Raw genomic sequence first — 26315 nt, 5'->3', positions numbered from 1 at the left:
CAAGCCCGTCCGGCGATTGAGGACCGGGGTCCGGGGCGGAGCCCCGCGCGGTCCGGCCGGCAGCCGGAACTAGCCGAAGGCCAGGTTCACGACCCAGTACGACGCCGCGGCAACCGCCGCAGCAGCCGGCATGGTGATGAACCAGCCCAGGATGATGTTCTTCGCGACGCCCCAGCGCACCGCGCTGACCCGCTTGGTGGCGCCCACGCCCATGATCGCCGAAGTGATCACATGGGTCGTGGAGATCGGCGCGTGGAACATGAACGCGGTGGTGAACATGATCGACGCACCGGTCGCCTCGGCCGCGAAGCCCTGCGGCGGGTCCAGTTCGATGATCTTGCGGCCGAGGGTGCGCATGATGCGCCAGCCACCCGCGTACGTACCGAGCGACAGCATCGCCGCACAGGCGATCTTGACCCAGATCGGGATCGGGTCGCCCGGGCCCTCGACACCGCCGATGACCAGCGCCATCACCACGATGCCCATCGTCTTCTGGGCGTCCTGGAGGCCGTGGCCGAGCGCCATGCCCGCCGCCGAGACCGTCTGCGCGATACGGAAGCCGCGCTTGGCCTTGTGCGGGTTGGTGCCCTTGAACATCCACAGGATGGCGACCATGACGAAGTAGCCGGCGATCAGGCCGACCAGCGGCGACAGGAACATCGGGAGAACGATCTTCTCCCAGACGCCCGACCAGTAGACGGTCGAGGACCCGGCGAGCGCCGCGCCCACCATGCCGCCGAACAGCGCGTGCGAGGAGGAGGACGGCAGACCGAAGTACCAGGTCACCATGTTCCACGCGATGGCGCCGATCAGCGCGGCGAAGAGGATCATCATCCCCGTCTTGCCGCTGGGCGTCTCGATGAGGCCCTCACTGACGGTCTTGGCGACCCCGCTGCCCAGGAAGGCACCGGCGAGGTTCATCACCGCCGCCATCGCGAGCGCGGCCCGTGGCGTCAGCGCGCGCGTCGAGACCGAGGTCGCGATCGCGTTCGCGGAGTCGTGAAAGCCATTGGTGTACGTGAATCCGAGCGCGACCGCGATGGTCACGACGAGCGCGAAGGTGTCCATAGCCGGGGCTCAGGACTCCTTCACGGCGATCGTCTCGACCGTGTTGGCCACGTGCTCGAACGCGTCGGCCGCCTCTTCGAGGATGTCCACGATCTGCTTGAGCTTCAGCACCTCGATGGCGTCGTACTTGCCGTTGAAGAGGTGGGCGAGCAGCTTGCGGTGGATCTGGTCGGCCTGGTTCTCCAGGCGGTTGACCTCGATCCAGTACTCGGTGAGGTTGGACATCGTCCGCAGGTTCGGCATGGCCTCGGCGGTCAGCTCCGCCGCCCGTGCCAGTACCTCGATCTGCTGGTCGACGCCCTTGGGCAGTTCCTCCACGTTGTAGAGGACGACCAGATCGACGGCCTCCTCCATGAAGTCCATGATGTCGTCGAGCGACGAGGCGAGGTTGTAGATGTCCTCGCGGTCGAACGGCGTGATGAACGAGGAGTTCAACTGGTGGAACACCGCGTGGGTCGCGTCGTCCCCCGCGTGCTCCGCCGCTCGCATCCTCTCGGCGATCTCTGCCCGCGCGGAGGCGTCCGCCCCGAGCAGTTCCATCAGGAGCTTGGAGCCCGTGACGATGTTGTCCGCGGAGGCGGCGAACATGTCGTAGAAGCTCGTCTCCCTGGGGGTCAGACGAAAGCGCACGTGAAATCCTCGGGGTGCATCGGATTCGGTCGAGATGATGCTAGGCGCATCATCCAGCCACTGCTAACCGGCATTACCTCAGTGTCGCCCATCGGGCAGCATGCTCTGCACGGGGTACCTGCCCCGCGCGCTGTGCGAGGTATCTCCCTCGTGCGCGAAATTCTGTACCATATACCCGCCAGGGGTATATGGACCGGCTATGTACCAGGGGAGAAGCCCATGACGACCACGGACGCCGACGCCGACGGCACCACCGCAGCCGCCACGGCCTGCCACGGCGCGGAGCCGCAGGGCGTGCCCGAGGGCGACCCCCAGGCCGTGACCGACCACGATCTGGGCATCCATGGGTACGCGAAGCAGAAGGACGCTCACATCAAGCGGCTGCGCCGCATCGAGGGTCAGATCCGGGGTCTCCAGCGGATGCTGGAGGAGGACGTCTACTGCATCGACATACTCACCCAGGTCTCGGCCAGCACGAAGGGCCTGCAGTCCTTCGGCCTGCAGCTTCTCGAGGAACATCTGCGGCACTGCGTCGCCGACGCGGCCGTGAAGGGGCCGGAGGCCATCGACGAGAAGGTCAAGGAGGCCACCAAGGCCATCGAGCGCATGCTGCGTACGTGACATACGCCGCCCGCCGACCGGAGAGCGGGGCAGGGTCCGGGCCCCGATTGCCGATACTGGCCGTGCGGTGAGTGATCAGGCGTGAGGTATCCCACGCCAGAGCCGCGGCCGAAAACCGCTCCCTACAACCGCTGGACGGTCGCGGAGCGCTGCTCCGCCCCCGCTGCGGCTTCTCTGGCGTCACGGTCCGCGTCCACGTCCAGCACCTCGTCGATACGGTCCGGGCTGAGGCGGTCCTCCGGGGAGGTCGCCGCCGCGATCATCAACTCACCAGCCAGGTCGATTTCGACGAGGGCCACGTGGTCCTGAGTCATCTGACTGCGGTGCGGCGCCACGTACAACACCTCCTCCTTCGAGGCCCATGCCACTCTTCTGGCGGTTACCGCCCAGGGTAGGGACGCGTGCACGCCCCGCGCATGGCACGGATGGACCATTTACGCCGCTCGGCAAGCCCTGGGGGCATGTGCCGGTCGAAGACCCGCAGGCCCGGGGCGCCCGGCCCCGCCCCTCATCCGCCGCCGGCCGCCGCGATGCGCCCCGTGTAGATGTCCGCCCGCCGCGGCAGCTCGACCGGCGCCTTCGTCCCGAAGCCCGCGTAGGAGAGCGTGGACGTCACCTCAGTGCCGCGCGGCGAGCCGTTGGCGAAGGAGAACCGGTACTGCAGCTTGCGCAGCCGCCCCGCCTCGTCGAGGTACGCCTCGAACGGCACCACGTCGGTGGTGAAGCCCTTCTCGGCCGCGGTCAGTGCGGGCTCGGTGACCTTCGAGGCGGCGCCGGCGGCCGCCCCGATGTCGGCCGTGCCGCGGTAGTGCCGCACGCGCACGCCGTACAGCAGCTCCTCACCCTCGTACGTCGCCCGCCGGGTGCCGCGCAGCAGCTCGGCCGCGGCCAGCGGATCGGTCGCGCCGCCCGTGACCAGATTGCCGTCGGACAGCGCCGTGGTGTCCACCCGCACCCACTTGTCCGCGGGCACCCCGGCGCCGCGGTTCTTCATGTAGAGCGCGCCGGGCGCGAAGATCTCCGTGATCGGCTTGCGCACCCGGCCGTCCGGCCCGGCGGGCTCCGGCAGCACCAGCCGCAGCCGGCCCGTGCCGCGGCGGTAGTCGTAGTGACCGGCGCCCCGGATGGCGACGCGGGTGCCGCCGCTCGTGGTCTCCAGGGTCGTCCGCACCTGCGAGGTGGCGCCGCGCACGAGCGTTTCAGCACTCTGCCGGAGCGCCACCGAGGGGGCTGATCCCGCGGGCGTGTCGTCGGCGACGGCGCCATCCGTTGTACACCCCGATGTCAGCAGGCCGGCTCCCAGCGCCAGCCCCGCCGCCGTGGCGGCGGCGACGGCCCCGCCGCTCCGTCTGTCCTGCACCACCATCGCGCACGAGCCCCCTGCCGCTGTCGCGCCGCCGTCCCACCGCCGCACGGCGCGACCGGCATCGGGCAACCATTTCGTTCAACGACCGTTCATGTGCCCCGTCACGCCTGTCTGGTCCAACCGGCAGTAGCGTGGAGACGTGTCGTACGCGATCCAGGACCCGCAGCAGACCGCCGCCCCCGACGCCGGTACCGGTGCCTCCGGGGCGCACCGCACCACGACCATGGAGCGCGGGGCGTTCTGTCTCGCCCGGTGCAGCTGCGGCTGGTCGGGCCCGGCCCGCCGCGCCCGCTCCCAGGCCCGCACGGACGCGGAGCGGCACGCGGGCAACGGTCACTGACCTTCAGAGGCCGGTCGCCGGCCTTCAGGGACCGCTGACCTTCAGGGGCCCGTCACGGGCCTTCAGCAGCCGGTCACGGGCCTTTAGGGCCCGGTCCTCGTGCGCCCCCGCAGTCCCCCTGTTCACTCCCCGCGCCCCGTTCCCGGTGGAACCCGCTGCCCCACTTCCGCATCTGGCTGGAGGAAGGCAACGGCACAGCGCCTCTGGCGCGATTCGGCAAGGGGGCGGCCGTGAGGCGGCGCACACTTCTGCAGGCGGGCGGCGGGCTCGCCGCGACCACGGCGGCCTGGGCGCTGACAGGCGGTACAGGAGCGGGCCACGCGGCCGGCGCCCGCGCGGCTACGGGGGCCGCGGCCTCGAAGACCTCCTGGGACGCGCTCCGCACGGGCCTGGACGGGCAGCTGATCCGGCCGGGCGACGCCGCGTACGCCACCGCGCGCCGCCTTGACAACACCCGTTACGACACGCTGAAGCCGGCGGCCGTGGCGTACGTGAAGCACGCCGCGGACATAGCCGAGTGCCTGGCCTTCGCCCGCCGCCACGGCACGCCCGTCGCCATCCGCAACGGCGGCCACTCCTACGCGGGCTGGTCCAGCGGCGACAACCGCCTGATCGTCGACGTCTCCGCGCTCTCCAAGGTCTCCGCGCCGTCCGGCGGCACCACCCGCATCGGCGCCGGCGCCAAGCTGATCGACGTCTACGAGGGTCTGGGCAAGCACGGCGTGACGGTCCCCGGCGGCTCCTGCCCGACCGTCGGCATCTCGGGCCTGACCCTCGGCGGCGGCCATGGCGTCGTCTCCCGCGCCTACGGCCTGACCTGCGACAGCCTCGTCGGCGCGACTCTCGTCACGGCCGACGGCAAGACCCTGCACTGCGACGCGAAGGAGCACGCCGACCTTTTTTGGGCGCTGCGCGGCGCGGGCAACGGCAACTTCGGCGTGGTCACCGAGCTGCGCTTCCGTACGCACAAGGCGCCGAAGGCGGTCATGGCGTACATGACCTGGCCGTGGTCCAAGGCGGCTGCCGTGCTGCGCTCCTGGCAGGAGTGGGGCCCGGCGCAGGCCGACGAGATCTGGTCCAGCTGCCATCTGGACGCACGCCCCGGCTCCACCCCCACGATCTCCGTCGCGGCCTTCTCCCTCGGCTCGTACCGCGACCTCCAGAACGCCGTCGACAAGCTCGCCGACCGCGCGGGCGGCCCCGGCCCGGCTTCCTCGGTCTCGCTCAGGCCCAAGCCGTACCTGGACGCCATGGAGGCGTACGCGGGCTGCTCGACGAAGACCACGGCCCAGTGCCACCAGCCGGGCAGCGTCCCCGGGCGCACCCCGTCCGGGCAGCTGGGCCGGGAGACCTACGCGGCCCGCTCGGATTTCTTCGACCGCTCACTGAGCGCGGCGGGCATCCGTACGGTCATCGACCAGGTCGAGCGGGCGGGCCGCAACGGCGTCAACGGCAACGTCGCCTTCACCGCCCTGGGTGGCGCGATCAACCGCGTGCGACCGACCGCCACCGCCTTCGTGCACCGCCGCTCGCGGTTCCTCGCGCAGTACCTCGCCTCCTGGGCGCCGAGCGGCACGGGGAAGGCCCAGAACGCCTGGCTGGGCGGGATGCACACCGCGATGCGCCGGTACGCCTCCGGCGCCGCCTACCAGAACTACGCCGACCCGGCCCTGAAGGACTGGAAGCAGGCGTACTACGGAGCGGCCGCCGACCGCCTCACGAAGGTGAAGCAGGCATACGACCCGCAGCACCTGTTCCGGACCTTCCCGCAGGCCCTGTAGGCGGCCGGCGCCCGGAAGACACGTCGGCCCCGCCCGGAGCCCGGGCGGGGCCGCTATGTGTCCGTCCCTCGGATCGTGAGTCCGACCCTCGGACAGGAGAGTCCCTCGGCTCAGGCGGCGAGGTCCTTGTCCCGGTCCTTGCGGCCGGCCGGTACGCCCTCCGTACGGCGCGGCGCGCCGGCCGGGCCGGGCGGCTCCGGAAACCCGTCGGGGCCCCCGGCCCCGACGGCACCGGCCGCCCCCGCGGGCCCGAACGCGTCCGTCACAGCCGCGCCGTCCCCCTCACCCGCTCCGCCTGCGTGCGCCGTGCCCGCGCGGGGCACCTGGACCAGCGCCCCGATGCGGGAGGCCGCGATCGCCTTCATGAGCGGCACGAGCAGCGCCTGGGCGAGCGGCGCGAACAGCAGCGCGACCGCCGTGCCCAGCGCGAACCCGCCGATGACGTCCGTCGGGTAGTGCACGCCCATGTAGACCCGGCACAGGCCCTCCAGGAGCGCCAGGCCGATACCGATGAGCCCGTACTTGCGGTGCGCGATGAAGATGCCGACACCGACGGCCATCGTCAGCGTGGCGTGGTCGCTCACGAACGAGAAGTCGTTCTTCCCCGCCACCAGGACCTCCAGGCCCTGGTGGTCCTTGAACGGGCGTGGCCGCGCCACGAACTCCCGGATCGGGATGTTGGCCAGCAGCGCGAGGCCGGCGGCCAGCGGCGCCCACACCAGGCCCGCCACGGCGGCGGGCGCATCGGCCTTCTTACGAGCGCCCCACCAGCCGATGAGGCACAGGATCGCCAGCCCGGCGATGATGCCGTACTCGCCGACGTACTCCATCACCTGGTCGAACCAGTGCGGAGCGTCCTTGGCGAGGCCGTTGACCTCGAAGAGCAGGCCAACGTCGGGGTTCGACCCGTCCAGTGCGAGTCCAGCCATGTGCCGGGGCCCCTAACCTTTCGCGCGCGTGAGCGCCGTCCGAGTGCTGCCAACCCCCGTGGTCGTCGAGCAACTGCGGTGTGCGCCGTGCCTTCCGTCGCCGTGCTCCGGCAGCGCCGCTCACACCCACTCCAAGGAAACGTCATGCGCCCGCACGACGTTCCACATTCCACCGGATGATCACCAGGACGTTATCGAAGCTTGACTCATCTCCGCAGCTCAGGCCCCATGTTCACGCAGCGTTCCGACGAGGGAGCGCTTTTGCGCCATCTTCTGTGACGCGAGTGGCGCCGATGTAGTCAGGGGTGTCGATCTTGTCGAACCGGATCACCGCCCCCGTGTACGGGGCGTTGATCATGTAGCCGCCCCCCACGTAGATCCCGACATGGTGGATCGACCGCGGGTCGTTCAGGTTGTACGCGAAGAACACCAGGTCCCCGGGGAGCAGCTCGTCCCGCTTCGGATGCGGCCCGGCGTTCCACTGGTCGTTGGCGACGCGGGGCAGCTCGACCCCGACCGACTGGAAAGCGGCCTTGGTCAGTCCCGAACAGTCGAACCGGCCACCCTGCTCCGGCGTCCCGTTCCCGCCCCACAGATACGGCGTCCCGAGCTTCTTCTGTGCGTAGTAGATCGCCCCGGCCGCCTGCTGCGAGGGCTGCACCCGCTGCGTGGGGGCTTCGAAGCTCTTCGCGAGGGTGGTGATGACCTTGACGTAATTCTGCGTCTCCCGGTACGGCGGCACACCGTCGTACTGGATGACGCGGTAGGCGCCCGCGTTGTACGCCGCGAGCATGTTGTGCGTGGCGTCCCCGGGGACGTTCTTGACGTACTTGGCCAGTTCGCAGTCGTACGAGGCCGCCGACGCGATCGCGTCCACCGGGTCCCACACGTCCTTGTCGCCGTCATTGTCACCGTCGACGCCATGCGTGGCCCACGTACCGGGGATGAACTGCGCGAGCCCCTGCGCCGCCGCCGGGCTCTGCGCCTTGGGGTTCCAGCCGCTCTCCTGGTACAGCTGCGCGGCCAGCAGCGCCGGGTTGATCGCGGGGCACAGCGTGCCCCACTTCTGCACGAGCGGCTGATACGCCGCCGGCACCGCGCCCTTCGCCAGCCCGACGACCCGTCCCGCGGTCCCGCCGAGGCCGGCCGCCGCGTATGTACCGATGATCAGCAGCGCGAGAAAACAGGCACCGAGACCCGCACCGATCCCCGCTCCCATCCAGATCTTGCGCACCGCACCCCTCACCCCCACGTCGACCCCCGTCAGGCTACCGACGAACCGTGTCCGTGTCCGCCCCGCCTCAAACCGGCGTTCTCCGCACACAGTTCCCTTCGGCCACGACCGCGGCCACGGCCACGCCCGCGCCGCCCGCGACCGCTCTCGGCCCGCCCCGTCGCCGGTCGACCGCCGTTCAACCACCGACCGACCGTCAATTGCCCAGCGTGACCCCGCGTGGTACACACGGTGAAAATGGCGGGCTCTACGGACGACGTGCACCTCCCTGCCCTCGCCGCCCACACGGGATCCGCCAAAGTTTGACGGCAAGTCGACATCCTCACGGGCAATCGTCAGCGAAGATAGAGGCTGGCCGTGCCATGTGGTGCGGGAGACAACAACCCATTAGGGGCGGTGAGTTCACTTATGTTCATTGCGGCCGAAAAGGGCGACATCACCACCATTATCGGCGGAATCGCCCCAGACTGGGGCCCGTTCGGGAGTCTCGGCAACGAGGCACGCGTCATGGTCGAAGTGGTGATGGCGGTCGCCATCCTCCTCTGCCTCGGCATCGCGATCTGGGGCGCGGCGAAGCAGCGCATCGGCGCCACGGCTCTCCGCGACACCTTCAGCGCCGAGCAGGGCAAGGGCCTGATCGTCGCCGGCCTGACCGGCGTCTTCATCATCGGGTCACTGGGCACCCTCTTCACCATCGTCTACGGCATGGCGGTCTAGCCGGCCGAACCGTCACCGCCTGCCAGGGCGCCCGCCGGGCCGCGCGGCAGCCGCCGCGCGCCGGCCGCCGCCTCCCGTCCCGTACACCTGTCGTACGCCCGTCCGTACGCCCCGCCCGTCCGTCCACGCGCCCACCACGCGCTCTCCCGCGCCGCGCCCCGGCTCACGTCCCATGGTCGTCGTCTGTGCGCGGCCGCCCCACCTGGCCCACATTCCCACCCGAGGCCACATGCTGATGCCCACTCCGTCCACCCACCCACAGCGGATTCCGAACCCGCCGCGTAGTTATCCACAGGCGCTGCGGGCGGGTTCGCCGTTCCGTCACAGTGGGGTGTACTCGTACCAGGACGCCCTGGCCGTCTCGCACGCGGCTACGGTCGTACCCGGGTTGCGGCAAGGCGACGGCGAAAACGGCAGCGATGCCGGTTGAGGGGGCACAGGCACCATGAGTCTCGGAGATGACGGAGCGTACGGCGGCGGGGAGTACGGCGGCCAGGGTCCCGCCGGCCAGACGCGCACCAGACTTCCCGGCAGCGAGGGCGACGTGTACGGCACGGGCCGCCGCCCCCGCGGCGGCATGTCCAGCCGCAATCTGGTGACGATCGTCGGCGTGGTCGTCCTGCTCATCGCGGCCATCGCCTTCGCCAACCGCGGCGGCACCGACTCCACTTCCGACTCCGCCAACCCCGACTCGGGCGCCCCGGCGGCCCAGCCCACCACCCCTACGGGCGAACGCCCGGTCTCCGACAAAAACGGCCCGGTACCTTCCGGGTTCCCGAAGACGGAGCAGGGTGCCCAATCCGCCGCGGCCAACTATTCGGTGGCACTCGCCGGCGACGGCATGTACGAGTCCGAGGAACGAGACGCGATCGTCGATGCCGTCTACACGCCGTCCACCGCGGCAGCACGCAAGGAAAGCCTGCGCAAGGTGTACGCCGACCCTGAGTTCCTTGGTCGGATCGGACTGAAGGCAGATGGCAGCGCGCCCGAGGGGATGACGTTCGTATCCCGGGTGAACCCCGTCGGGACGAAGATCGAGAAGTTCGATGGCAGCACCGCCAAGGTCGCCGTCTGGTACTCCTCGCTCTTCGGTCTCGCGGGCGAGGGATCCGAGAATCCGGTGGCGGAGAGCTGGTACACGACCACCATGCAGCTGCAGTGGGTCGAGGGCGACTGGAAGATCGCCGATCTGACACAGAAGAAGGGGCCGGCACCGGTCGGCCGCGACCAGGCCGCTGCAACGGCCGAGGAGATGTCCAAGGCCGTCGAAGGGTTCGGAGGGTTCACGTATGCCCGGTAAGTCTCGCCGTCGCGCCCTCACGCTCACCGGATTGGTCACCGGCATCCAGACCTCAGCGGTGTTGCTCGCCTCGCGGGCCTTTGCTGCGCCGGATCCCAAACCGAGCGACAACTGTGACCTGATCCGAGGCCCTGCCAAGGACTACTGCGAAAACGGCGACAAATCCAGTGGCACGCCTCCCACGCCAGGCGGCCTCTCCGACAACAACCCCTTGGACCCCCTCCAGTCCCTAGCCAAGGGCTGTGCCGACGCTGCCGCGTGGATCGTGACCAAGCTGTCCGACGCCGTGAAGGCGACCTCGCAGGTGGACTTCACGAATGCCGCGTTCCTGCGCCAGTACGCCGTCGTGTTCGCCGCGTCCACGGTCCTCACGCTCGTGCTCTGGCTGCTCGCCGTGGCCAAGCGCGCCGTCCGCGGCGTACGCCTCACGGAGGCGATCAGTGAGGCGGTCGGCTTCCTGTGGCTCACCGTCCTCGCCTCCGCCTTCACCCCCCTGATCCTCTACACCATCGTCTCAGCCACCGACGGCGTCACCGAGATCATCGCTAAGGGGACGGGCGCCCAGACGGACATCTTCTTCGGGTCGTTCTCCGAGGCGCTGAAGAAGGGCACCGACATCGGCGGCGGCCCGATCATGCTGATCGTCGTCGCCCTCGTCTCCGTGCTCGCCGCCGGCGTCCTCTGGCTGGAGCTGGTGATCCGCGCCGCCCTGCTGTACGTCGGCGCCCTGCTCGGCACGGTCGTCTACGCCGGCCTCGTCGACAAGAACATGTGGGGCCACGTCCGCCGCTGGGCCGGCATCATGATCGCGGTGATCATGGTGAAGCCGGTCATCGTGATCGTGCTGGGCATCGCCGGCGCCCTCTCCTCCGAGCGGGGCCCGGACTCCTTCTCCGCCATCGTCTCCGGCCTCGCCATCATCCTGCTCGCCATCTTCGCCAGCGCGATGATCTACCGCTTCGTCCCCGGCTTCGGCGACGAGATCATGGCGGCGCGTACGAGCAAGAAAGCGGCGACGGACGGCAGTCAGGCCGCCGCTCTCATCTCCTCCCCCGCCGCCCTCGTCTCCCAGGGCATCAAGACCCACAGCTCACGCAACGGCGGCGGCAACACCGGCGACAACGGCAACAGCGGCGGCCAGTCCCGCCCGGCCGACGCCGTGGCCGGCGGCGTCGCCGCGCACAGCTCCCGCAGCGGCTCCGGCGGCTCCGGCGCGGCCGCCCCGCCCGCACCCCGTACGAGCCCAGGCCCCCGCCCCGGCGCGGCCTCGGGCGGTTCCGCCCGCACCGGCAACACAGCAGGAGGTGAGGGGCGTTGAGCACCCAGTCCCCCCCGATCACGCCCCGACGCACGTATCTGATCGGCCGTGCCCGCCCCAACGCCGTCATCGGCAAGAACCGAGAGACCGGCGAGATCGCCCTGATCATCGCCGGCGCGTTCCTCGGCATGATGTGCGGCCTCCTCGTGCCCGTACTGCCGCTGCGCATCGTGACGCTCACCGGCTTCCCGATGCTGGCCCTGGCCGCGGTGTACGTCCCGTACCGCGGCCGGACGTTCTACAAGTGGTTCGAGATCAACCGCAGTTACAAGCGGATGCTGCGCAAGGGCACGACGTACCGCTCCGGCGCGCCCGAGGCCGGCATCAGCCTGGACGGCCGCGAGGTGGAGATCGGCCCGCCGCCCGGCATCGGCCGCATCAACTGGCTCTCCGCGCCCTTCGGCCCGGACGAGATCGCCGTACTGCTGCACGCCGACCGCCGCACGGTCACCGCGGCGATAGAGATCGAGGGCCCGGGCGTCGGCCTGCGCGACAGCGAGGACCAGGAGGCACTGGTCGACCGCTTCGGGACGCTGCTGAAGCACGTCGCGAACGGCGACGGCTTCGTGACCCGCCTGCAGATGCTCGCCCGCACCCTCCCCGCGGACCCGGACGCGCACGCCAAGGACGTCGCCCAGCGCGGCGACCGGAACTCCCCCGGGTGGCTGCAGGACTCCTACGACCAGCTGCAGTCGATGGTCTCCACCTCCTCCGAGCAGCACCGCGCGTACCTCGTCGCCTGTATGCACTACACCCGCGAGCTGGCCGCCGAGGCGGAGACCATGGCCCGCGCGGCGCGCGCGCACCACGGTGGGCTGCTGCGGAAGCGCCTGGACAAGGACGCGGGCCTCGCCGTCGTCATGGCCCGCGAGCTGACCGACATCTGTGCCCGCCTCGCCGAGGCCGACATCCGCGTACGCCAGCCCCTCGGCCAGGCCCGCCTCGCCTCCCTCGTGCACTCCATGTACGACCCGGACCACCCCATCGACCACATCCAGGCTATGAGCAAGCGCAACGCCTGGCCGGCCGAGCTGGACGCCATGGAGCCCACGTACCTCCAGGCCAAGACGCGCGAGTCGACGACCCGCGCGCCCTGGTGCCACGCCACCGCGTGGGTCAAGGAGTGGCCGCTGACCCCGGTCGGCGTCAACTTCCTCGCACCATTGCTCGTGCACACCCCTGATGTGATCCGTACGGTCGCGGTCTGCATGGACCTGGAGCCGACCGAGGTCGCGATCGAACGCATGCTGACCGAGAAGACGAACGACGACGCGGAGGCCAGCCGCGCGGCCAAGATGAACCGCGTCGTGGACCCGCGCGACGTCGCCCACCACGGCCGCGTCGACCAGCGCGGCGAGGACCTGGCGTCCGGCGCGGCCGGTGTGAACCTCGTCGGTTACCTCACCGTCTCGTCCCGCTCCCCCGAAGCGCTGGCCCGCGACAAGCGGACCATCCGCGCCTCGGCCGGCAAGTCCTACCTCAAGCTGGAGTGGTGCGACCGCGAGCACCACAGGGCCTTCGTCAACACGCTTCCGTTCGCGACCGGGATCCGCCGCTAAGCCGCTGGGAGGCGCGTACGTCATGGCCATGCTCGATCCGCTCGCCGCGCTCACCGAGGCGTTCACCAGCTTCCTGTTCGGGAAGGTGGAGACGACCAGGCTGCCCGTACGGACCTCCACCGGGCAGGCCCAGGCCGTCTATCTGCCCACCGCCGCGCCAGGACTCGGCGACTCCGGCGTGATCATCGGCCGCGAGGTGTACAGCGGCAAGGGGTACATCTACGACCCCTTCCAGCTGTACGGCCAGCAGCTGCCGGCCCCGCACTGGCTCGTCCTCGGCGAGTCCGGAAACGGCAAGTCCGCGCTGGAGAAGACGTACGTACTGCGCCAGCTCCGGTTCCGCGACCGCCAGGTCGTGGTGCTCGACGCACAGGGCGAGGACGGCGTCGGCGAGTGGAACCTCATCGCCGAACAGCTCGGCATAACCCCGATCCGGCTGGACCCCACGGCGGCGCTGAACGGCGGCATCCGCCTGAACCCGCTGGACCCGTCGATCACCACCACCGGCCAGCTGGCACTGCTCCGCACGATCATCGAGGTGGCCATGGGTCACGGCCTCGACGAGCGTGCCGGCTTCGCCCTCAAGGTCGCGCACGCGTACGTCAACGAGACCATCACCGACCGCCAGCCGGTGCTCACCGACATCGTCGAGCAGCTCCGCCACCCGAAGCCGGAGTCGGCCGAGGCGATGAACGTGGACCTGGACGACGTACGGGCCTGGGGCCTGGACGTGGCCCTCGTACTGGACCGCCTCGTCGACGGTGACCTCCGCGGCATGTTCGACGGCCCGACGACCGCGGGCATCGACCTCGACGCGCCGCTGATCGTCTTCGACCTCTCGCACATCGACCGCAACTCGATCGCGATGCCGATCCTGATGGCGATCGTGGGCGTCTGGCTGGAGCACACCTGGATCCGCCCCGACCGGAAGAAACGGATCTTCCTGGTCGAGGAGGCATGGCACATCATCAACTCCCCGTTCGTCGCCCAGCTCTTCCAGCGCCTGCTGAAGTTCGGCCGACGCCTGGGCCTCTCCTTCGTCGCCGTCGTCCACCACCTCAGCGACGTCGTGGACGGCGCTGCGGCCCGGGAAGCGGCGGCCATCCTCAAGATGGCGTCGACCCGGACGATCTACGCCCAGAAGGCGGACGAGGCACGGGCCACGGGGCGGGTACTGGGCCTGCCACGGTGGGCGGTGGAGATCATCCCCACGCTGACGCCCGGTATCGCGGTCTGGGACGTCAACGGCAACGTCCAGGTCGTCAAGCACCTGATCACCGAGGCCGAACGCCCGCTCGTCTACACCGACCGCGCCATGACCGAGTCCTCCGTGGCCGATGCGTCGGGCCAGCCCACCGAGGAGGCGCGGGCGTTGGAGCGCGCGGCGGACGCCGAGGCCGAAGCACGCGCGGAGGCGATGGCCCTGGCCCGCCAGCTCAGCAACGAATCGAGCGAGACGGTGGCGTAGAACGCGGGCCCGCGGGCGGCATGAAGAACGAGCGCACGGTAGTCGTGGCGTAAGCACGTAGTCGGTGGCGTAAGAGAGACGGACCGACGGGCGGTACGAAGGACGGGTCGGTGGCGTGAGCGACGGGTACGACCGATACGACCGGCAGGGGCAGGCGTACGGAGCGAACGGCGCCGGCGGCGGGGCCGGGCCCCGCCGCCGGGAGCGCGGCATCCCCGACTCGCTGCTCGTCGGCGTGCTGGCCTTTCTCCTGGGCCTGACGGTCCTGGTATGGCTCGCCACGGGCCTCTCCGGCCTCTTCGCCCACGGCAGCTGGCCCGAGCAGCTGACCTTCACCCACACGCCCCTGGCCATGCGCGAACTGGCCACCCAGCCGCACGACTTGCCCGCGGCCTGGCCCGCCACGCCCGCCGGCCAGCTCTCGGGCTACGGGCTGTTCTGGGGCGTCTTCATCAGCGAACTGATGGTCCTGGTCGTCCTCACGATCTTCGCCCTCGGCACGATCACCCGCCTCCGCGCGGTCCGCGCGGAACGCCGAGCGAAGCGACGCGCGGAGGGGGCAGCCCCACCCGTAACTCCGGCGGCACCGGCCGCAGTCCCGACCGCTCCGGCCGCGGATGCGTCCCCGGCGTCGACGGCAGCCGGTACCCCGGCCGCCGTCCCAGCCGGCGACCCGGCCGCAGCCGTGGAGGGCCGCACGACGGGTGTGGAGGCAACGCCCGTACCTGCGGCCGTGCCTGCCCCCCTACCTGCTTCCGTACCGGCCCAACAGCCGCCCACGGACGCCGACACCGGCATCCCCGCCGGCGCCTCGGCCAACATCCTCACCAGCATTCCCATCGGTGCCCCCAACAGCATCCCCGCCACTGCCGTTACGGACGACGTCCCCGCGCTCCCCCGCGTCCACTATCACCACCGCTCCGAGCGCCCCGCCGCCCGCGCCGCCGCGCTCGCCGCGATCACCGCCGCCGAGGGACCGCTCCTCGTGGCGACGACCGACCCGACGCTCTGGGCCGAGAGCAAGGACGCCCGCGCGAAGCTCGGGCCGCTGCACGCGTACGACCCGCTGCACCTCCTCGACACCCCCGCCCGCCTGCGCTGGTCTCCCACCGCGGGCTGCGAGGACATCGCCGTCGCCGGTACCCGCACGGCCGCCCTTCTCGCCCCCGTCCGCCCGATGAGCACGCTCGATTCAGCCCTGGCGGACGCCGCTGAGACGTTGTTGCGCTGCTGGCTGCACGCGGCCGCCGTGGACGGCAGGCCGTTCCGGCAGATCCACCGCTGGGCCCAGGGCAGCGGCGCCGCCCATGAGCCCGTACGCATCCTCCGTACGAACTCCAAGGCCGCAGCCGGCCGAGCCGGCGAGCTGGAGTCCGTACTGACCGCCCACCCCGAACGCCGCGACATGGCCCAGCAATTGGTCGCCCGCGCGCTCGCCGCCCTCTCCTCCGTACATATCCGGGACGCCTGCAATCCGGGGCGGGCCGATGCGCTCGCGCTTGATTCCTTCGCGGCTGAGGGGGGAACGCTCTACGTAGTGGGCGAGTCGATCGAGGACCCGCGTACGGCACCGGGTGCGATGCCCCTGCTCACCGCACTCGTCTCGAGCGTGGTCGAGCGCGGCCGCCGCATGGCCGAACGGTCATCTGACGGTCGCCTCGACCCACCACTCACCCTCGTCCTGGACGACATCGCGGCGCTGGCCCCCTTTCCGGCCCTTCCCGAGCTCCTCGCCTCGGGCAGCACGCAGGGCCTGCTGACGCTCGCCACGCTCCGCTCCCCCGAGCAGGCCCGCGCCCGCTGGCCCCACGCCTCCCTGCCGGACTGAGGACGCGGGCTATGGACTCCAGGAGTACGGTCGCCATCCTGGCCAGCGCTCGTCGGGGTACTCCGACGCCTGAGCGTGGGTCGTGTCTGGAGCCATGACCCCTGAACGCAGAAAAGCCCCGCACCAGAGGTGCGGGGCTTTCCCACAATGATTGTTCGGCGGCGTCCTACTCTCCCACAGGGTCCCCCCTGCAGTACCATCGGCGCTGAAAGGCTTAGCTTCCGGGTTCGAAATGTAACCGGGCGTTTCCCTAACGCTATGACCACCGAAACACTATGAAGTTGAACTCCAGCCGACATGGCGAGTTCGTTACTTCAGAACAAACACAGTGGACGCGAGCAACTGAGGACAAGCCCTCGGCCTATTAGTACCAGTCAACTCCACCCGTTACCGGGCTTCCATATCTGGCCTATCAACCCAGTCGTCTACTGGGAGCCTTACCCTCTCAAGGAGGTGGGAGTACTCATCTTGAAGCAGGCTTCCCGCTTAGATGCTTTCAGCGGTTATCCCTCCCGAACGTAGCCAACCAGCCATGCCCTTGGCAGGACAACTGGCACACCAGAGGTTCGTCCGTCCCGGTCCTCTCGTACTAGGGACAGCCCTTCTCAATACTCCTACGCGCACAGCGGATAGGGACCGAACTGTCTCACGACGTTCTAAACCCAGCTCGCGTACCGCTTTAATGGGCGAACAGCCCAACCCTTGGGACCGACTCCAGCCCCAGGATGCGACGAGCCGACATCGAGGTGCCAAACCATCCCGTCGATATGGACTCTTGGGGAAGATCAGCCTGTTATCCCCGGGGTACCTTTTATCCGTTGAGCGACGGCGCTTCCACAAGCCACCGCCGGATCACTAGTCCCGACTTTCGTCCCTGCTCGACCCGTCAGTCTCACAGTCAAGCTCCCTTGTGCACTTACACTCAACACCTGATTGCCAACCAGGCTGAGGGAACCTTTGGGCGCCTCCGTTACCCTTTGGGAGGCAACCGCCCCAGTTAAACTACCCACCAGACACTGTCCCTGATCCGGATCACGGACCCAGGTTAGACATCCAGCACGACCAGAGTGGTATTTCAACAATGACTCCCCGACCACTGGCGTGATCGGTTCACAGTCTCCCACCTATCCTACACAAGCCGAACCGAACACCAATATCAAGCTATAGTAAAGGTCCCGGGGTCTTTCCGTCCTGCTGCGCGAAACGAGCATCTTTACTCGTAGTGCAATTTCACCGGGCCTATGGTTGAGACAGTCGAGAAGTCGTTACGCCATTCGTGCAGGTCGGAACTTACCCGACAAGGAATTTCGCTACCTTAGGATGGTTATAGTTACCACCGCCGTTTACTGGCGCTTAAGTTCTCAGCTTCGCCAACCCGAAGGTCAGCTAACCGGTCCCCTTAACGTTCCAGCACCGGGCAGGCGTCAGTCCGTATACATCGCCTTACGGCTTCGCACGGACCTGTGTTTTTAGTAAACAGTCGCTTCTCGCTGGTCTCTGCGGCCACCACCAGCTCAGGGAGCAAATCCCATCACCAGCAATGGCCCCCCTTCTCCCGAAGTTACGGGGGCATTTTGCCGAGTTCCTTAACCATAGTTCACCCGAACGCCTCGGTATTCTCTACCTGACCACCTGAGTCGGTTTAGGGTACGGGCCGCCATGAAACTCGCTAGAGGCTTTTCTCGACAGCATAGGATCATCCACTTCACCACAATCGGCTCGGCATCAGGTCTCACCCTTAACGTGTGACGGATTTGCCTACCACACGGGCTACACCCTTACCCCGGGACAACCACCGCCCGGGCTGGACTACCTTCCTGCGTCACCCCATCGCTTACCTACTACAGACTCGGGTCACCGGCTCCACCACGTCCCTTTGTCCGAAGACTCCAGGCCGGCTTCACGGGCTTAGCATCCTCTGATTCGATATTGGGCGTTTCAAAGCGGGTACCGGAATATCAACCGGTTGTCCATCGACTACGCCTGTCGGCCTCGCCTTAGGTCCCGACTTACCCTGGGCAGATCAGCTTGACCCAGGAACCCTTAGTCAATCGGCGCACACGTTTCTCACGTGTGTATCGCTACTCATGCCTGCATTCTCACTCGTGAACCGTCCACAACTCGTTTCCACGGCTGCTTCACCCGGCACACGACGCTCCCCTACCCATCACAGCCTCCGTTGGGAGTATTGCTGCAATGACACGACTTCGGCGGTGTGCTTGAGCCCCGCTACATTGTCGGCGCGGAATCACTTGACCAGTGAGCTATTACGCACTCTTTCAAGGGTGGCTGCTTCTAAGCCAACCTCCTGGTTGTCTCTGCGACTCCACATCCTTTCCCACTTAGCACACGCTTAGGGGCCTTAGTCGATGCTCTGGGCTGTTTCCCTCTCGACCATGGAGCTTATCCCCCACAGTCTCACTGCCGCGCTCTCACTTACCGGCATTCGGAGTTTGGCTAAGGTCAGTAACCCGGTAGGGCCCATCGCCTATCCAGTGCTCTACCTCCGGCAAGAAACACACGACGCTGCACCTAAATGCATTTCGGGGAGAACCAGCTATCACGGAGTTTGATTGGCCTTTCACCCCTAACCACAGGTCATCCCCCAGGTTTTCAACCCTGGTGGGTTCGGTCCTCCACGAAGTCTTACCTCCGCTTCAACCTGCCCATGGCTAGATCACTCCGCTTCGGGTCTTGAGCATGCTACTAAAACGCCCTCTTCGGACTCGCTTTCGCTACGGCTTCCCCACACGGGTTAACCTCGCAACATACCGCAAACTCGCAGGCTCATTCTTCAAAAGGCACGCAGTCACGACGCAAGGACAAGTCCTTGCGCGACGCTCCCACGGCTTGTAGGCACACGGTTTCAGGTACTATTTCACTCCGCTCCCGCGGTACTTTTCACCATTCCCTCACGGTACTATCCGCTATCGGTCACCAGGGAATATTTAGGCTTAACGGGTGGTCCCGCCAGATTCACACGGGATTTCTCGGGCCCCGTGCTACTTGGGTGTCTCTTAAACGAGCCGCTGACGTTTCGTCTACGGGGGTCTTACCCTCTACGCCGGACCTTTCGCATGTCCTTCGACTACATCAACGGTTTCTGACTCGTCCCACAGCCGGCAGACTGTGAAAAAGAGATCCCACAACCCCGCACTGGCAACCCCTGCCGGGTATCACACCAATACGGTTTGGCCTCATCCGGTTTCGCTCGCCACTACTCCCGGAATCACGGTTGTTTTCTCTTCCTGCGGGTACTGAGATGTTTCACTTCCCCGCGTTCCCTCCACACTGCCTATGTGTTCAGCAGCGGGTGACAGCCCATGACGACTGCCGGGTTTCCCCATTCGGAAACCCCCGGATCAAAGCCTGGTTGACGACTCCCCGGGGACTATCGTGGCCTCCCACGTCCTTCATCGGTTCCTGGTGCCAAGGCATCCACCGTGCGCCCTTAAAAACTTGGCCACAGATGCTCGCGTCCACTGTGCAGTTCTCAAGCAACGACCAGCCACCCGTCACACACCACTTCCGTGGCGCTACACCGGGGCCGGCGTTTGAAGGACAGCCATACGGCCGTGCCCTCAGACACCCAACAGCGTGCCCGACACATCCAGCTGTCCATCACGTTCCACGCCGAAGCAGTACTAGTGAAGTCCAACCGAGTGTGCCGAGTAGTCAACGTTCCACCCATGAGCTGACCACCGTCGATCATTCGCCGACGTAGTGGCTCTGGATCTCTTGCGAGATCTAGATGCTCCTTAGAAAGGAGGTGATCCAGCCGCACCTTCCGGTACGGCTACCTTGTTACGACTTCGTCCCAATCGCCAGTCCCACCTTCGACGATTCCCTCCCACAAGGGGTTGGGCCACCGGCTTCGGGTGTTACCGACTTTCGTGACGTGACGGGCGGTGTGTACAAGGCCCGGGAACGTATTCACCGCAGCAATGCTGATCTGCGATTACTAGCAACTCCAACTTCATGGGGTCGAGTTGCAGACCCCAATCCGAACTGAGATCGGCTTTTTGAGATTCGCTCCACCTTGCGGTATCGCAGCTCATTGTACCGACCATTGTAGCACGTGTGCAGCCCAAGACATAAGGGGCATGATGACTTGACGTCGTCCCCACCTTCCTCCGAGTTGACCCCGGCAGTCTCCTGTGAGTCCCCATCACCCCGAAGGGCATGCTGGCAACACAGAACAAGGGTTGCGCTCGTTGCGGGACTTAACCCAACATCTCACGACACGAGCTGACGACAGCCATGCACCACCTGTACACCGACCACAAGGGGGGCACTGTCTCCAGTGCTTTCCGGTGTATGTCAAGCCTTGGTAAGGTTCTTCGCGTTGCGTCGAATTAAGCCACATGCTCCGCTGCTTGTGCGGGCCCCCGTCAATTCCTTTGAGTTTTAGCCTTGCGGCCGTACTCCCCAGGCGGGGAACTTAATGCGTTAGCTGCGGCACGGACGACGTGGAATGTCGCCCACACCTAGTTCCCAACGTTTACGGCGTGGACTACCAGGGTATCTAATCCTGTTCGCTCCCCACGCTTTCGCTCCTCAGCGTCAGTATCGGCCCAGAGATCCGCCTTCGCCACCGGTGTTCCTCCTGATATCTGCGCATTTCACCGCTACACCAGGAATTCCGATCTCCCCTACCGAACTCTAGCCTGCCCGTATCGAATGCAGACCCGGGGTTAAGCCCCGGGCTTTCACATCCGACGCGACAAGCCGCCTACGAGCTCTTTACGCCCAATAATTCCGGACAACGCTTGCGCCCTACGTATTACCGCGGCTGCTGGCACGTAGTTAGCCGGCGCTTCTTCTGCAGGTACCGTCACTTGCGCTTCTTCCCTGCTGAAAGAGGTTTACAACCCGAAGGCCGTCATCCCTCACGCGGCGTCGCTGCATCAGGCTTTCGCCCATTGTGCAATATTCCCCACTGCTGCCTCCCGTAGGAGTCTGGGCCGTGTCTCAGTCCCAGTGTGGCCGGTCGCCCTCTCAGGCCGGCTACCCGTCGTCGCCTTGGTAGGCCATTACCCCACCAACAAGCTGATAGGCCGCGGGCTCATCCTGCACCGCCGGAGCTTTCCACACACAGACCATGCGGTCGTGTGTCGTATCCGGTATTAGACCCCGTTTCCAGGGCTTGTCCCAGAGTGCAGGGCAGATTGCCCACGTGTTACTCACCCGTTCGCCACTAATCCCCTCCCGAAGGAGGTTCATCGTTCGACTTGCATGTGTTAAGCACGCCGCCAGCGTTCGTCCTGAGCCAGGATCAAACTCTCCGTGAATGTTTACCGGTAATCCGGTGCACACATCACGAGAGCGGAACGTCCGGACGGAATAGGTCCAGACGTTCACAGCGTCCTCGCTGTGTTTTTTCAAAGGAACCTCGTCCCAGCTGATGCTGGAGACGGGGTATCAACATATCTGGCGTTGACTTTTGGCACGCTGTTGAGTTCTCAAGGAACGGACGCTTCCTTTGTACTCACCCTCGCGGGCTTTCCTCCGGGCGCTTCCCTTCGGTCTTGCGTTTCCGACTCTATCAGATCCTTGCGGGCCCGATTTTCGCCGGTGCGTTTCCGCCTTTCGGCTTCTTCGCGGTTCCAACCTTACCAGATCCGATTTCGTTCCCGCTTCCAAGAAGCTGTGGTCCGAATTTCTTTCCGGTGGCCTTTGGAGTGACCTTGCCTTTCGGCTGATCCGACTTTATCAGATTTCTCTGAGCCGGATTTCCACCCCCCTTTCGGGGGACGGCGCCCAGGGTCTCGGGACGCGTAGGCGTTCCCGGTTCCCCTCAGGCGGAGCCGTAAACGTACTGGAGCGGGGCTCCTGGATGCAAATCCGGGCGCCCCGCTCCACGAGTGCATCCGACGGACCGTCAGGCAGCGCGTCGGACCGGCCGTCGGACCGGCCGTCAGACCTCCACGACGACCGGCAGGATCATCGGCCGGCGGCGGTAGTTGTCCGACACCCACTTGCCCACACAGCGGCGCACGAGCTGCTGCACCTGGTGCGGCTCCATGACGCCGTCCTGAGCCGACTTGGCCAGCGCTTCGTCGATCTTCGGCAGGACGCCGTTGAAGTCGGCGTCGTCGATGCCGGAGCCGCGGGCCTGGATGTGCGGCCCGCCGGTGATCTTGCCCGTGGTGCTGTCGACCACGACGAAGACGGAAATGATGCCTTCGTCGCCGAGGATGCGGCGGTCCTTCAGGGCGCTCTCCGTGACATCGCCGACCGAGAGGCCGTCGACGTACACGTATCCCGCCTGAACCTTGCCGGTGATCCGCGCCGTGCCGTCGACCAGGTCGACGACCACGCCGTCCTCGGCGATGACGATGTGGTCCTTGGGGACACCCGTGAGCGCGCCCAGTTCGGCGTTGGCCCGCAGGTGGCGCCATTCGCCGTGCACCGGCATCAGGTTCTTCGGCTTGCAGATGTTGTAGAAGTACAGCAGCTCGCCGGCCGAGGCGTGGCCCGAGACGTGCACCTTGGCATTGCCCTTGTGGACAACGTTGGCGCCCCATCGGGTGAGCCCGTTGATCACGCGGTAGACCGCGTTCTCGTTGCCCGGGATGAGGGAGGACGCCAGGATCACCGTGTCGCCCGGCACGATGCGGATCTGGTGATCGCGGTTGGCCATCCGGGAGAGGGCCGCCATCGGCTCGCCCTGCGAGCCCGTGCAGACCAGCACGATCTCGTCGTCCGGCAGGTCGTCGAGGGTCTTGACGTCGACGACGAGGCCGGCGGGGACGTTCAGGTAACCCAGATCACGGGCGATGCCCATGTTCCGGACCATCGAACGGCCCACGAAAGCGACGCGGCGCCCGTACTCGTGCGCCGCGTCGCAGATCTGCTGGATGCGGTGCACATGGCTCGCGAAGCTCGCCACGATGATGCGCTTCTGGGCGGTCGCGAAGACCTGGCGCAGCACGTTGGAGATGTCGCGCTCGGGCGGGACGAACCCCGGTACCTCGGCGTTCGTGGAGTCCGAGAGGAGGAGGTCGATGCCCTCCTCGCCGAGCCGGGCGAACGCGGGGAGGTCGGTGAGCCGACGGTCCAGCGGGAGCTGGTCCATCTTGAAGTCACCGGTGTGGACGACCATGCCCGCGGGGGTGCGGATGGCGACCGCGAGGGCGTCCGGGATGGAGTGGTTGACGGCGACGAACTCACAGTCGAAGGGACCGAGGCGCTCGCGGTCGCCCTCGACGACCTCCAGCGTGTACGGCCGGATGCGGTGCTCCTGGAGCTTGGCCTCGATCAGGGCGAGGGTCAGCTTGGAGCCGATCAGGGGGATGTCCGGCTTCTCGCGGAGCAGGTAGGGGACCGCGCCGATGTGGTCCTCGTGGCCGTGCGTGAGCACGATGCCCTCGATGTCGTCGAGGCGGTCCCTGATCGATGAGAAGTCCGGCAGGATCAGGTCGATTCCGGGCTGCTCCTCCTCGGGGAAGAGCACTCCGCAGTCGACGATCAGCAGCCGGCCGTCGAATTCGAAGACGGTCATGTTGCGGCCGATCTCGCCCAGGCCGCCCAGGGGCGTGACGCGCAGGCCGCCCTCGGGGAGCTGCGGCGGCGCGCCGAGTTCGGGATGCGGATGACTCAAAAGACTCTCCTCACCACACGCGCCACGGGCCCTTGAGGCACGTGGCGCGCATGACATTCGTGCACTTGCTGTTGTGGCTGTGGTTTTTTGTCTTCAGCTGTGACGACCGTCCGGTCGCGCGAGCCGTATTCAGTTGTGAAGTCCGGTGTTAAAGGTGTACCCCGCCGGCGGCGAGATCGACCTTGAGCTGGTCCGTCTCCTCGGGCAGAAGCTCGACCAGGGGGAGCCGCAGCGGCCCGCCGGGCAGGCCCTGGAGGCTGAGCGCCGCCTTGGTCGTGATGACGCCCTGAGTGCGGAACATGCCGGTGAAGACCGGCAGCAGCTTCTGGTGGATCTCCTTCGCCTTCGTGACGTCGCCGGTCACGTGGGCTTCCAGGAGGGCGCGCAGCTCGGGGGTCACGACGTGGCCGACCACGGAGACGAAGCCGACGGCGCCGACGGAGAGCAGCGGGAGGTTCAGCATGTCGTCGCCGCTGTACCAGGCGAGGCCGGAGCGGGCGATGGCCCAGCTGGCGCGGCCGAGGTCGCCCTTGGCGTCCTTGTTGGCGACGATGCGCGGGTGCTCGGCCAGCCGGACCATGGTCTCGGTGTTGATCGGCACACCGCTGCGGCCGGGGATGTCGTAGAGCATGACCGGCAGGTCGGTGGCGTCGGCAATCGCGGAGAAGTGCCGGAAGAGACCTTCCTGCGGCGGCTTGCTGTAGTACGGCGTGACGGCGAGGAGGCCGTGTGCGCCGGCGGCCTGGGCGGCGCGGGCCAGCTCCAGGCTGTGGTGGGTGTCGTTCGTGCCGGCTCCGGCGACGACAAAGGCGCGGTCCCCCACTGCTTCGACCACGGCCCGTACCAGCTGGGCTTTCTCCGCATCGCTGGTGGTCGGGGACTCTCCGGTGGTGCCGTTGACGACGAGGCCGTCATTGCCGGCGTCCACCAGGTGGGCGGCGAGCCGCTGCGCGCCGTCGAGGTCGAGAGCGCCATCCGCCGTGAAAGGCGTGACCATGGCGGTCAGTACCCGCCCGAAGGGGGTCTGCGGTGTGGAAGTCGGAGCCATGGGTCCCACGCTACTCGTAGCTCACCGCTGGTTGCTCCCCTGGGGAGGCCGGGATGTGGACCCGGCACTGCCTGCTCGGGGGTTCAGGCAGTGCCGGATCCGTGTGTTCAGCGTAGAGGAATTTCTCAAAACGCCGCAATACGGACACCTTCCGGCGTGACCCTCCGTCGGGCCGCGGAGATCTCCCTCGCGCGCCTTACGGAGCGACCCGTCCGTTCGCGTTGAAGGCGGCGTACGTGAGCGGCATGAGCTTGGCCCAGTGGGCCTCCATCTGCTCGCCGACCATCTCGATCTCGCGCTGCGGGAAGGACGGCACCTTCGCCTGCTCGTGCTGCGTACGCAGGCCCAGGAAGTGCATCAGGGAGCGGGCGTTGCAGGTGGCGTACATGGAGGAGAAGAGACCCACCGGCAGGACCGAACGGGCGACCTCGCGGGCGACACCGGCCGCCAGCATCTCCTGATACGCCGCGTACGCCTGGCGGTAGGAGTCCTCCATCGTGCGAGTGACGAGCTCGTGCTGCGCCTCGGTGCCCTGGACGAACTCGTACTTGCCCGGGCGGCCCTGCTGGACGAGCTTGCGGTCGGTCGCGGGGACGTAGAAGACCGGGTCGAGCTGCTTGTACCGGCCGGACTCCTCGTTGTACGACCAGCCCACGCGGTGCCGCATGAACTCGCGGAACACGAAGATCGGGGCACTGATGAAGAAGGTCATGCTGTTGTGCTCGAACGGGCTGCCGTGCCGGTCGCGCATCAGGTAATTGATCAGGCCCTTGGAGCGCTCGGGGTCCTTCTGCAGCTCCTCAAGAGACTGCTCACCTGCGGTGGAGACCCGCGCGGCCCACAGGACGTCGCCGTCGCCGGCGGCGTGCTTGACCAGCTCGACCGTCACCTCGCTGCGGAATGCGGGGGCTGCGCTCTCGGCGCTCTCGGCGGGGGTGTGGGACACCGGCGGTCCTTTCGTTCGTACATCGTGCTGCGCTGTGCGCCCGTCCGTCGGCTGCGGCGCTCGTGTGCTGCTCATCGCCCGGGCGCGCCAAGCCTACGGCCCGCCACTGACAAGCCCGGAAATGCGCTGTCATGCGGCGCGATGCGACAAAAGGGACCCCCGGTGCACACTGCACCCGCAGCAGTTGATATTTTTCACAGAAGTCACGGAAAACGGGCACCTCTCGGATGCCTGTGACGTTGAACCATGTGACACTGCCCACTTCGAGGTTCCTAGGAGAGCCCGCTCATGTTCCGCCGGCGAGAGCCCGTCCCGTTCGCCTTTGTCGCCGAGGCAGACCGGTTCCGCAGCAATGTCACGCCCCCGCCGCGCCAGCGGGCGAGCCGTTCGCAGATCTTCGGCCGCACGCTGCTGGGTCTCACCGTAGTCGCCGGTCTCACCGGCTCCCTGCTGTTCGGCGTGCCCGCCCTGCAGCAGGACACGGTCGGCGGGCCGGATACGACCCACCAGTCCGAGGTCGCGCACGGCCGCTGAGCCGGCTGTGCGTTGCGCCGTTCGG

General features: G+C 67.4%; 19 protein-coding genes and 3 rRNA genes. 10 read left to right on the top strand and 12 right to left on the bottom strand.

All coding sequences use genetic code 11. From position 1 onward, the window contains the following. Positions 1-69: 69 nt before the first annotated feature. Together CCS38_RS03465 and CCS38_RS03460 are read right to left on the bottom strand one after the other, a co-directional pair. Complete coding sequence (locus CCS38_RS03465; protein ID WP_223731686.1) at positions 70-1068, bottom strand: inorganic phosphate transporter; 999 nt, start codon at positions 1066-1068, stop codon at positions 70-72. Between the two features lie 9 nt (positions 1069-1077). Beyond that, positions 1078-1698 carry a DUF47 domain-containing protein gene (locus CCS38_RS03460; RefSeq protein ID WP_030267458.1) on the bottom strand — a complete coding sequence of 207 codons (621 nt, stop codon included), beginning with the start codon at positions 1696-1698 and terminating at the stop codon, positions 1078-1080. Positions 1699-1917: 219 nt separating this feature from the next. Here CCS38_RS03460 and CCS38_RS03455 point away from each other — a divergent pair, with 219 nt between their 5' ends. Then, a complete protein-coding gene (locus CCS38_RS03455) occupies positions 1918-2319 on the top strand; it encodes a metal-sensitive transcriptional regulator (RefSeq protein ID WP_223731685.1) in 402 nt (133 codons plus the stop codon). A gap of 122 nt (positions 2320-2441) precedes the next feature. Here CCS38_RS03455 and CCS38_RS03450 read toward each other — a convergent pair whose 3' ends face one another. Together CCS38_RS03450 and CCS38_RS03445 are read right to left on the bottom strand one after the other, a co-directional pair. After that, positions 2442-2633 (bottom strand): hypothetical protein, encoded by a 192-nt coding sequence (locus CCS38_RS03450; protein WP_223731684.1) that lies wholly within the window; start codon positions 2631-2633, stop codon positions 2442-2444. A gap of 194 nt (positions 2634-2827) precedes the next feature. Beyond that, positions 2828-3685 (bottom strand): SCO4651 family lipoprotein, encoded by an 858-nt coding sequence (locus CCS38_RS03445; RefSeq protein WP_223731683.1) that lies wholly within the window; start codon positions 3683-3685, stop codon positions 2828-2830. 139 nt (positions 3686-3824) lie between these two features. Here CCS38_RS03445 and CCS38_RS03440 point away from each other — a divergent pair, with 139 nt between their 5' ends. Continuing rightward, positions 3825-4025 carry a hypothetical protein gene (locus CCS38_RS03440; protein ID WP_263301655.1) on the top strand — a complete coding sequence of 67 codons (201 nt, stop codon included), beginning with the start codon at positions 3825-3827 and terminating at the stop codon, positions 4023-4025. Between the two features lie 230 nt (positions 4026-4255). Further along, the gene (locus tag CCS38_RS03435) at positions 4256-5806 is read left to right on the top strand and encodes an FAD-binding oxidoreductase (protein ID WP_223731682.1); all 1551 of its coding nucleotides are present in this window, start codon (positions 4256-4258) and stop codon (positions 5804-5806) included. Between the two features lie 110 nt (positions 5807-5916). Here the strand turns inward: CCS38_RS03435 and CCS38_RS03430 are convergent, their stop codons facing one another. Continuing rightward, positions 5917-6735, bottom strand: a complete 819-nt coding sequence (locus CCS38_RS03430) for a phosphatase PAP2 family protein (protein WP_223731681.1) — start codon at positions 6733-6735, stop codon at positions 5917-5919. A gap of 232 nt (positions 6736-6967) precedes the next feature. Then, positions 6968-7954, bottom strand: coding sequence for a C40 family peptidase (locus tag CCS38_RS03425; RefSeq protein ID WP_223731709.1), 987 nt, complete (start codon positions 7952-7954; stop codon positions 6968-6970). Between the two features lie 423 nt (positions 7955-8377). Here CCS38_RS03425 and CCS38_RS03420 point away from each other — a divergent pair, with 423 nt between their 5' ends. From CCS38_RS03420 to CCS38_RS03395, 6 genes are all read left to right on the top strand, one after another. Next, positions 8378-8686 carry a DUF8827 family protein gene (locus CCS38_RS03420; RefSeq protein WP_031067282.1) on the top strand — a complete coding sequence of 103 codons (309 nt, stop codon included), beginning with the start codon at positions 8378-8380 and terminating at the stop codon, positions 8684-8686. A 445-nt stretch (positions 8687-9131) separates the two neighbouring features. Next, entirely contained in the window at positions 9132-9986 is an 855-nt protein-coding gene (locus tag CCS38_RS03415; protein ID WP_223731680.1) for a hypothetical protein, read from the top strand. Continuing rightward, positions 9976-11304 carry a hypothetical protein gene (locus CCS38_RS03410; RefSeq protein WP_223731679.1) on the top strand — a complete coding sequence of 443 codons (1329 nt, stop codon included), beginning with the start codon at positions 9976-9978 and terminating at the stop codon, positions 11302-11304. The genes CCS38_RS03415 and CCS38_RS03410 overlap by 11 nt, the downstream gene beginning before the upstream one ends. Continuing rightward, positions 11301-12863 (top strand): SCO6880 family protein, encoded by a 1563-nt coding sequence (locus tag CCS38_RS03405; protein WP_223731678.1) that lies wholly within the window; start codon positions 11301-11303, stop codon positions 12861-12863. The genes CCS38_RS03410 and CCS38_RS03405 overlap by 4 nt, the downstream gene beginning before the upstream one ends. A 28-nt stretch (positions 12864-12891) precedes the next feature. Further along, the gene (locus tag CCS38_RS03400) at positions 12892-14331 is read left to right on the top strand and encodes an ATP-binding protein (RefSeq protein WP_223731708.1); all 1440 of its coding nucleotides are present in this window, start codon (positions 12892-12894) and stop codon (positions 14329-14331) included. A 115-nt stretch (positions 14332-14446) separates the two neighbouring features. Continuing rightward, the gene (locus tag CCS38_RS03395) at positions 14447-16159 is read left to right on the top strand and encodes a type VI secretion protein (protein ID WP_372456979.1); all 1713 of its coding nucleotides are present in this window, start codon (positions 14447-14449) and stop codon (positions 16157-16159) included. Between the two features lie 153 nt (positions 16160-16312). Here CCS38_RS03395 and rrf read toward each other — a convergent pair. The 6 genes from rrf to thyX form a co-directional block, all read right to left on the bottom strand. Then, positions 16313-16429: ribosomal RNA gene (gene rrf, locus CCS38_RS03390) — 5S ribosomal RNA — on the bottom strand. Between the two features lie 74 nt (positions 16430-16503). After that, positions 16504-19624, bottom strand: a 23S ribosomal RNA gene (locus CCS38_RS03385). Between the two features lie 297 nt (positions 19625-19921). Beyond that, positions 19922-21450: ribosomal RNA gene (locus CCS38_RS03380) — 16S ribosomal RNA — on the bottom strand. Together the 16S, 23S and 5S rRNA genes form the textbook arrangement of a ribosomal RNA operon. 626 nt (positions 21451-22076) lie before the next feature. Next, positions 22077-23762 carry a ribonuclease J gene (locus CCS38_RS03375; protein ID WP_223731677.1) on the bottom strand — a complete coding sequence of 562 codons (1686 nt, stop codon included), beginning with the start codon at positions 23760-23762 and terminating at the stop codon, positions 22077-22079. Between the two features lie 148 nt (positions 23763-23910). Next, complete coding sequence (dapA, locus tag CCS38_RS03370; protein WP_223731676.1) at positions 23911-24810, bottom strand: 4-hydroxy-tetrahydrodipicolinate synthase; 900 nt, start codon at positions 24808-24810, stop codon at positions 23911-23913. 196 nt (positions 24811-25006) lie between these two features. Beyond that, complete coding sequence (gene thyX / locus CCS38_RS03365) at positions 25007-25756, bottom strand: FAD-dependent thymidylate synthase (protein WP_223731675.1); 750 nt, start codon at positions 25754-25756, stop codon at positions 25007-25009. Positions 25757-26044: 288 nt separating this feature from the next. Between thyX and CCS38_RS03360 the strand changes: the two genes are divergently transcribed. Then, entirely contained in the window at positions 26045-26290 is a 246-nt protein-coding gene (locus CCS38_RS03360; RefSeq protein ID WP_223731674.1) for a hypothetical protein, read from the top strand. Positions 26291-26315: the final 25 nt, after the last annotated feature.

Origin of the sequence: Streptomyces purpurogeneiscleroticus, assembly GCF_020024005.1 — a bacterium.
In the GTDB taxonomy this organism is placed as follows: domain Bacteria; phylum Actinomycetota; class Actinomycetes; order Streptomycetales; family Streptomycetaceae; genus Streptomyces; species Streptomyces purpurogeneiscleroticus.
The sequence above is the reverse complement of the archived record's forward strand: the minus strand, read 5'-3'. Positions and strand labels throughout refer to the sequence as shown.

Coding starts and splice junctions, on each gene's coding strand:
- CCS38_RS03445 (WP_223731683.1), bottom strand. CDS start 3,685: ATGGTGGTGCAGGACAGACGGAGCGGCGGGGCCGTCGCCGCCGCCACG.
- CCS38_RS03425 (WP_223731709.1), bottom strand. CDS start 7,954: ATGGGAGCGGGGATCGGTGCGGGTCTCGGTGCCTGTTTTCTCGCGCTG.
- CCS38_RS03455 (WP_223731685.1), top strand. CDS start 1,918: ATGACGACCACGGACGCCGACGCCGACGGCACCACCGCAGCCGCCACG.
- CCS38_RS03410 (WP_223731679.1), top strand. CDS start 9,976: ATGCCCGGTAAGTCTCGCCGTCGCGCCCTCACGCTCACCGGATTGGTC.
- CCS38_RS03400 (WP_223731708.1), top strand. CDS start 12,892: ATGCTCGATCCGCTCGCCGCGCTCACCGAGGCGTTCACCAGCTTCCTG.
- CCS38_RS03450 (WP_223731684.1), bottom strand. CDS start 2,633: ATGACTCAGGACCACGTGGCCCTCGTCGAAATCGACCTGGCTGGTGAG.
- dapA (WP_223731676.1), bottom strand. CDS start 24,810: ATGGCTCCGACTTCCACACCGCAGACCCCCTTCGGGCGGGTACTGACC.
- CCS38_RS03360 (WP_223731674.1), top strand. CDS start 26,045: ATGTTCCGCCGGCGAGAGCCCGTCCCGTTCGCCTTTGTCGCCGAGGCA.
- CCS38_RS03465 (WP_223731686.1), bottom strand. CDS start 1,068: ATGGACACCTTCGCGCTCGTCGTGACCATCGCGGTCGCGCTCGGATTC.
- CCS38_RS03430 (WP_223731681.1), bottom strand. CDS start 6,735: ATGGCTGGACTCGCACTGGACGGGTCGAACCCCGACGTTGGCCTGCTC.
- CCS38_RS03415 (WP_223731680.1), top strand. CDS start 9,132: ATGAGTCTCGGAGATGACGGAGCGTACGGCGGCGGGGAGTACGGCGGC.
- CCS38_RS03420 (WP_031067282.1), top strand. CDS start 8,378: ATGTTCATTGCGGCCGAAAAGGGCGACATCACCACCATTATCGGCGGA.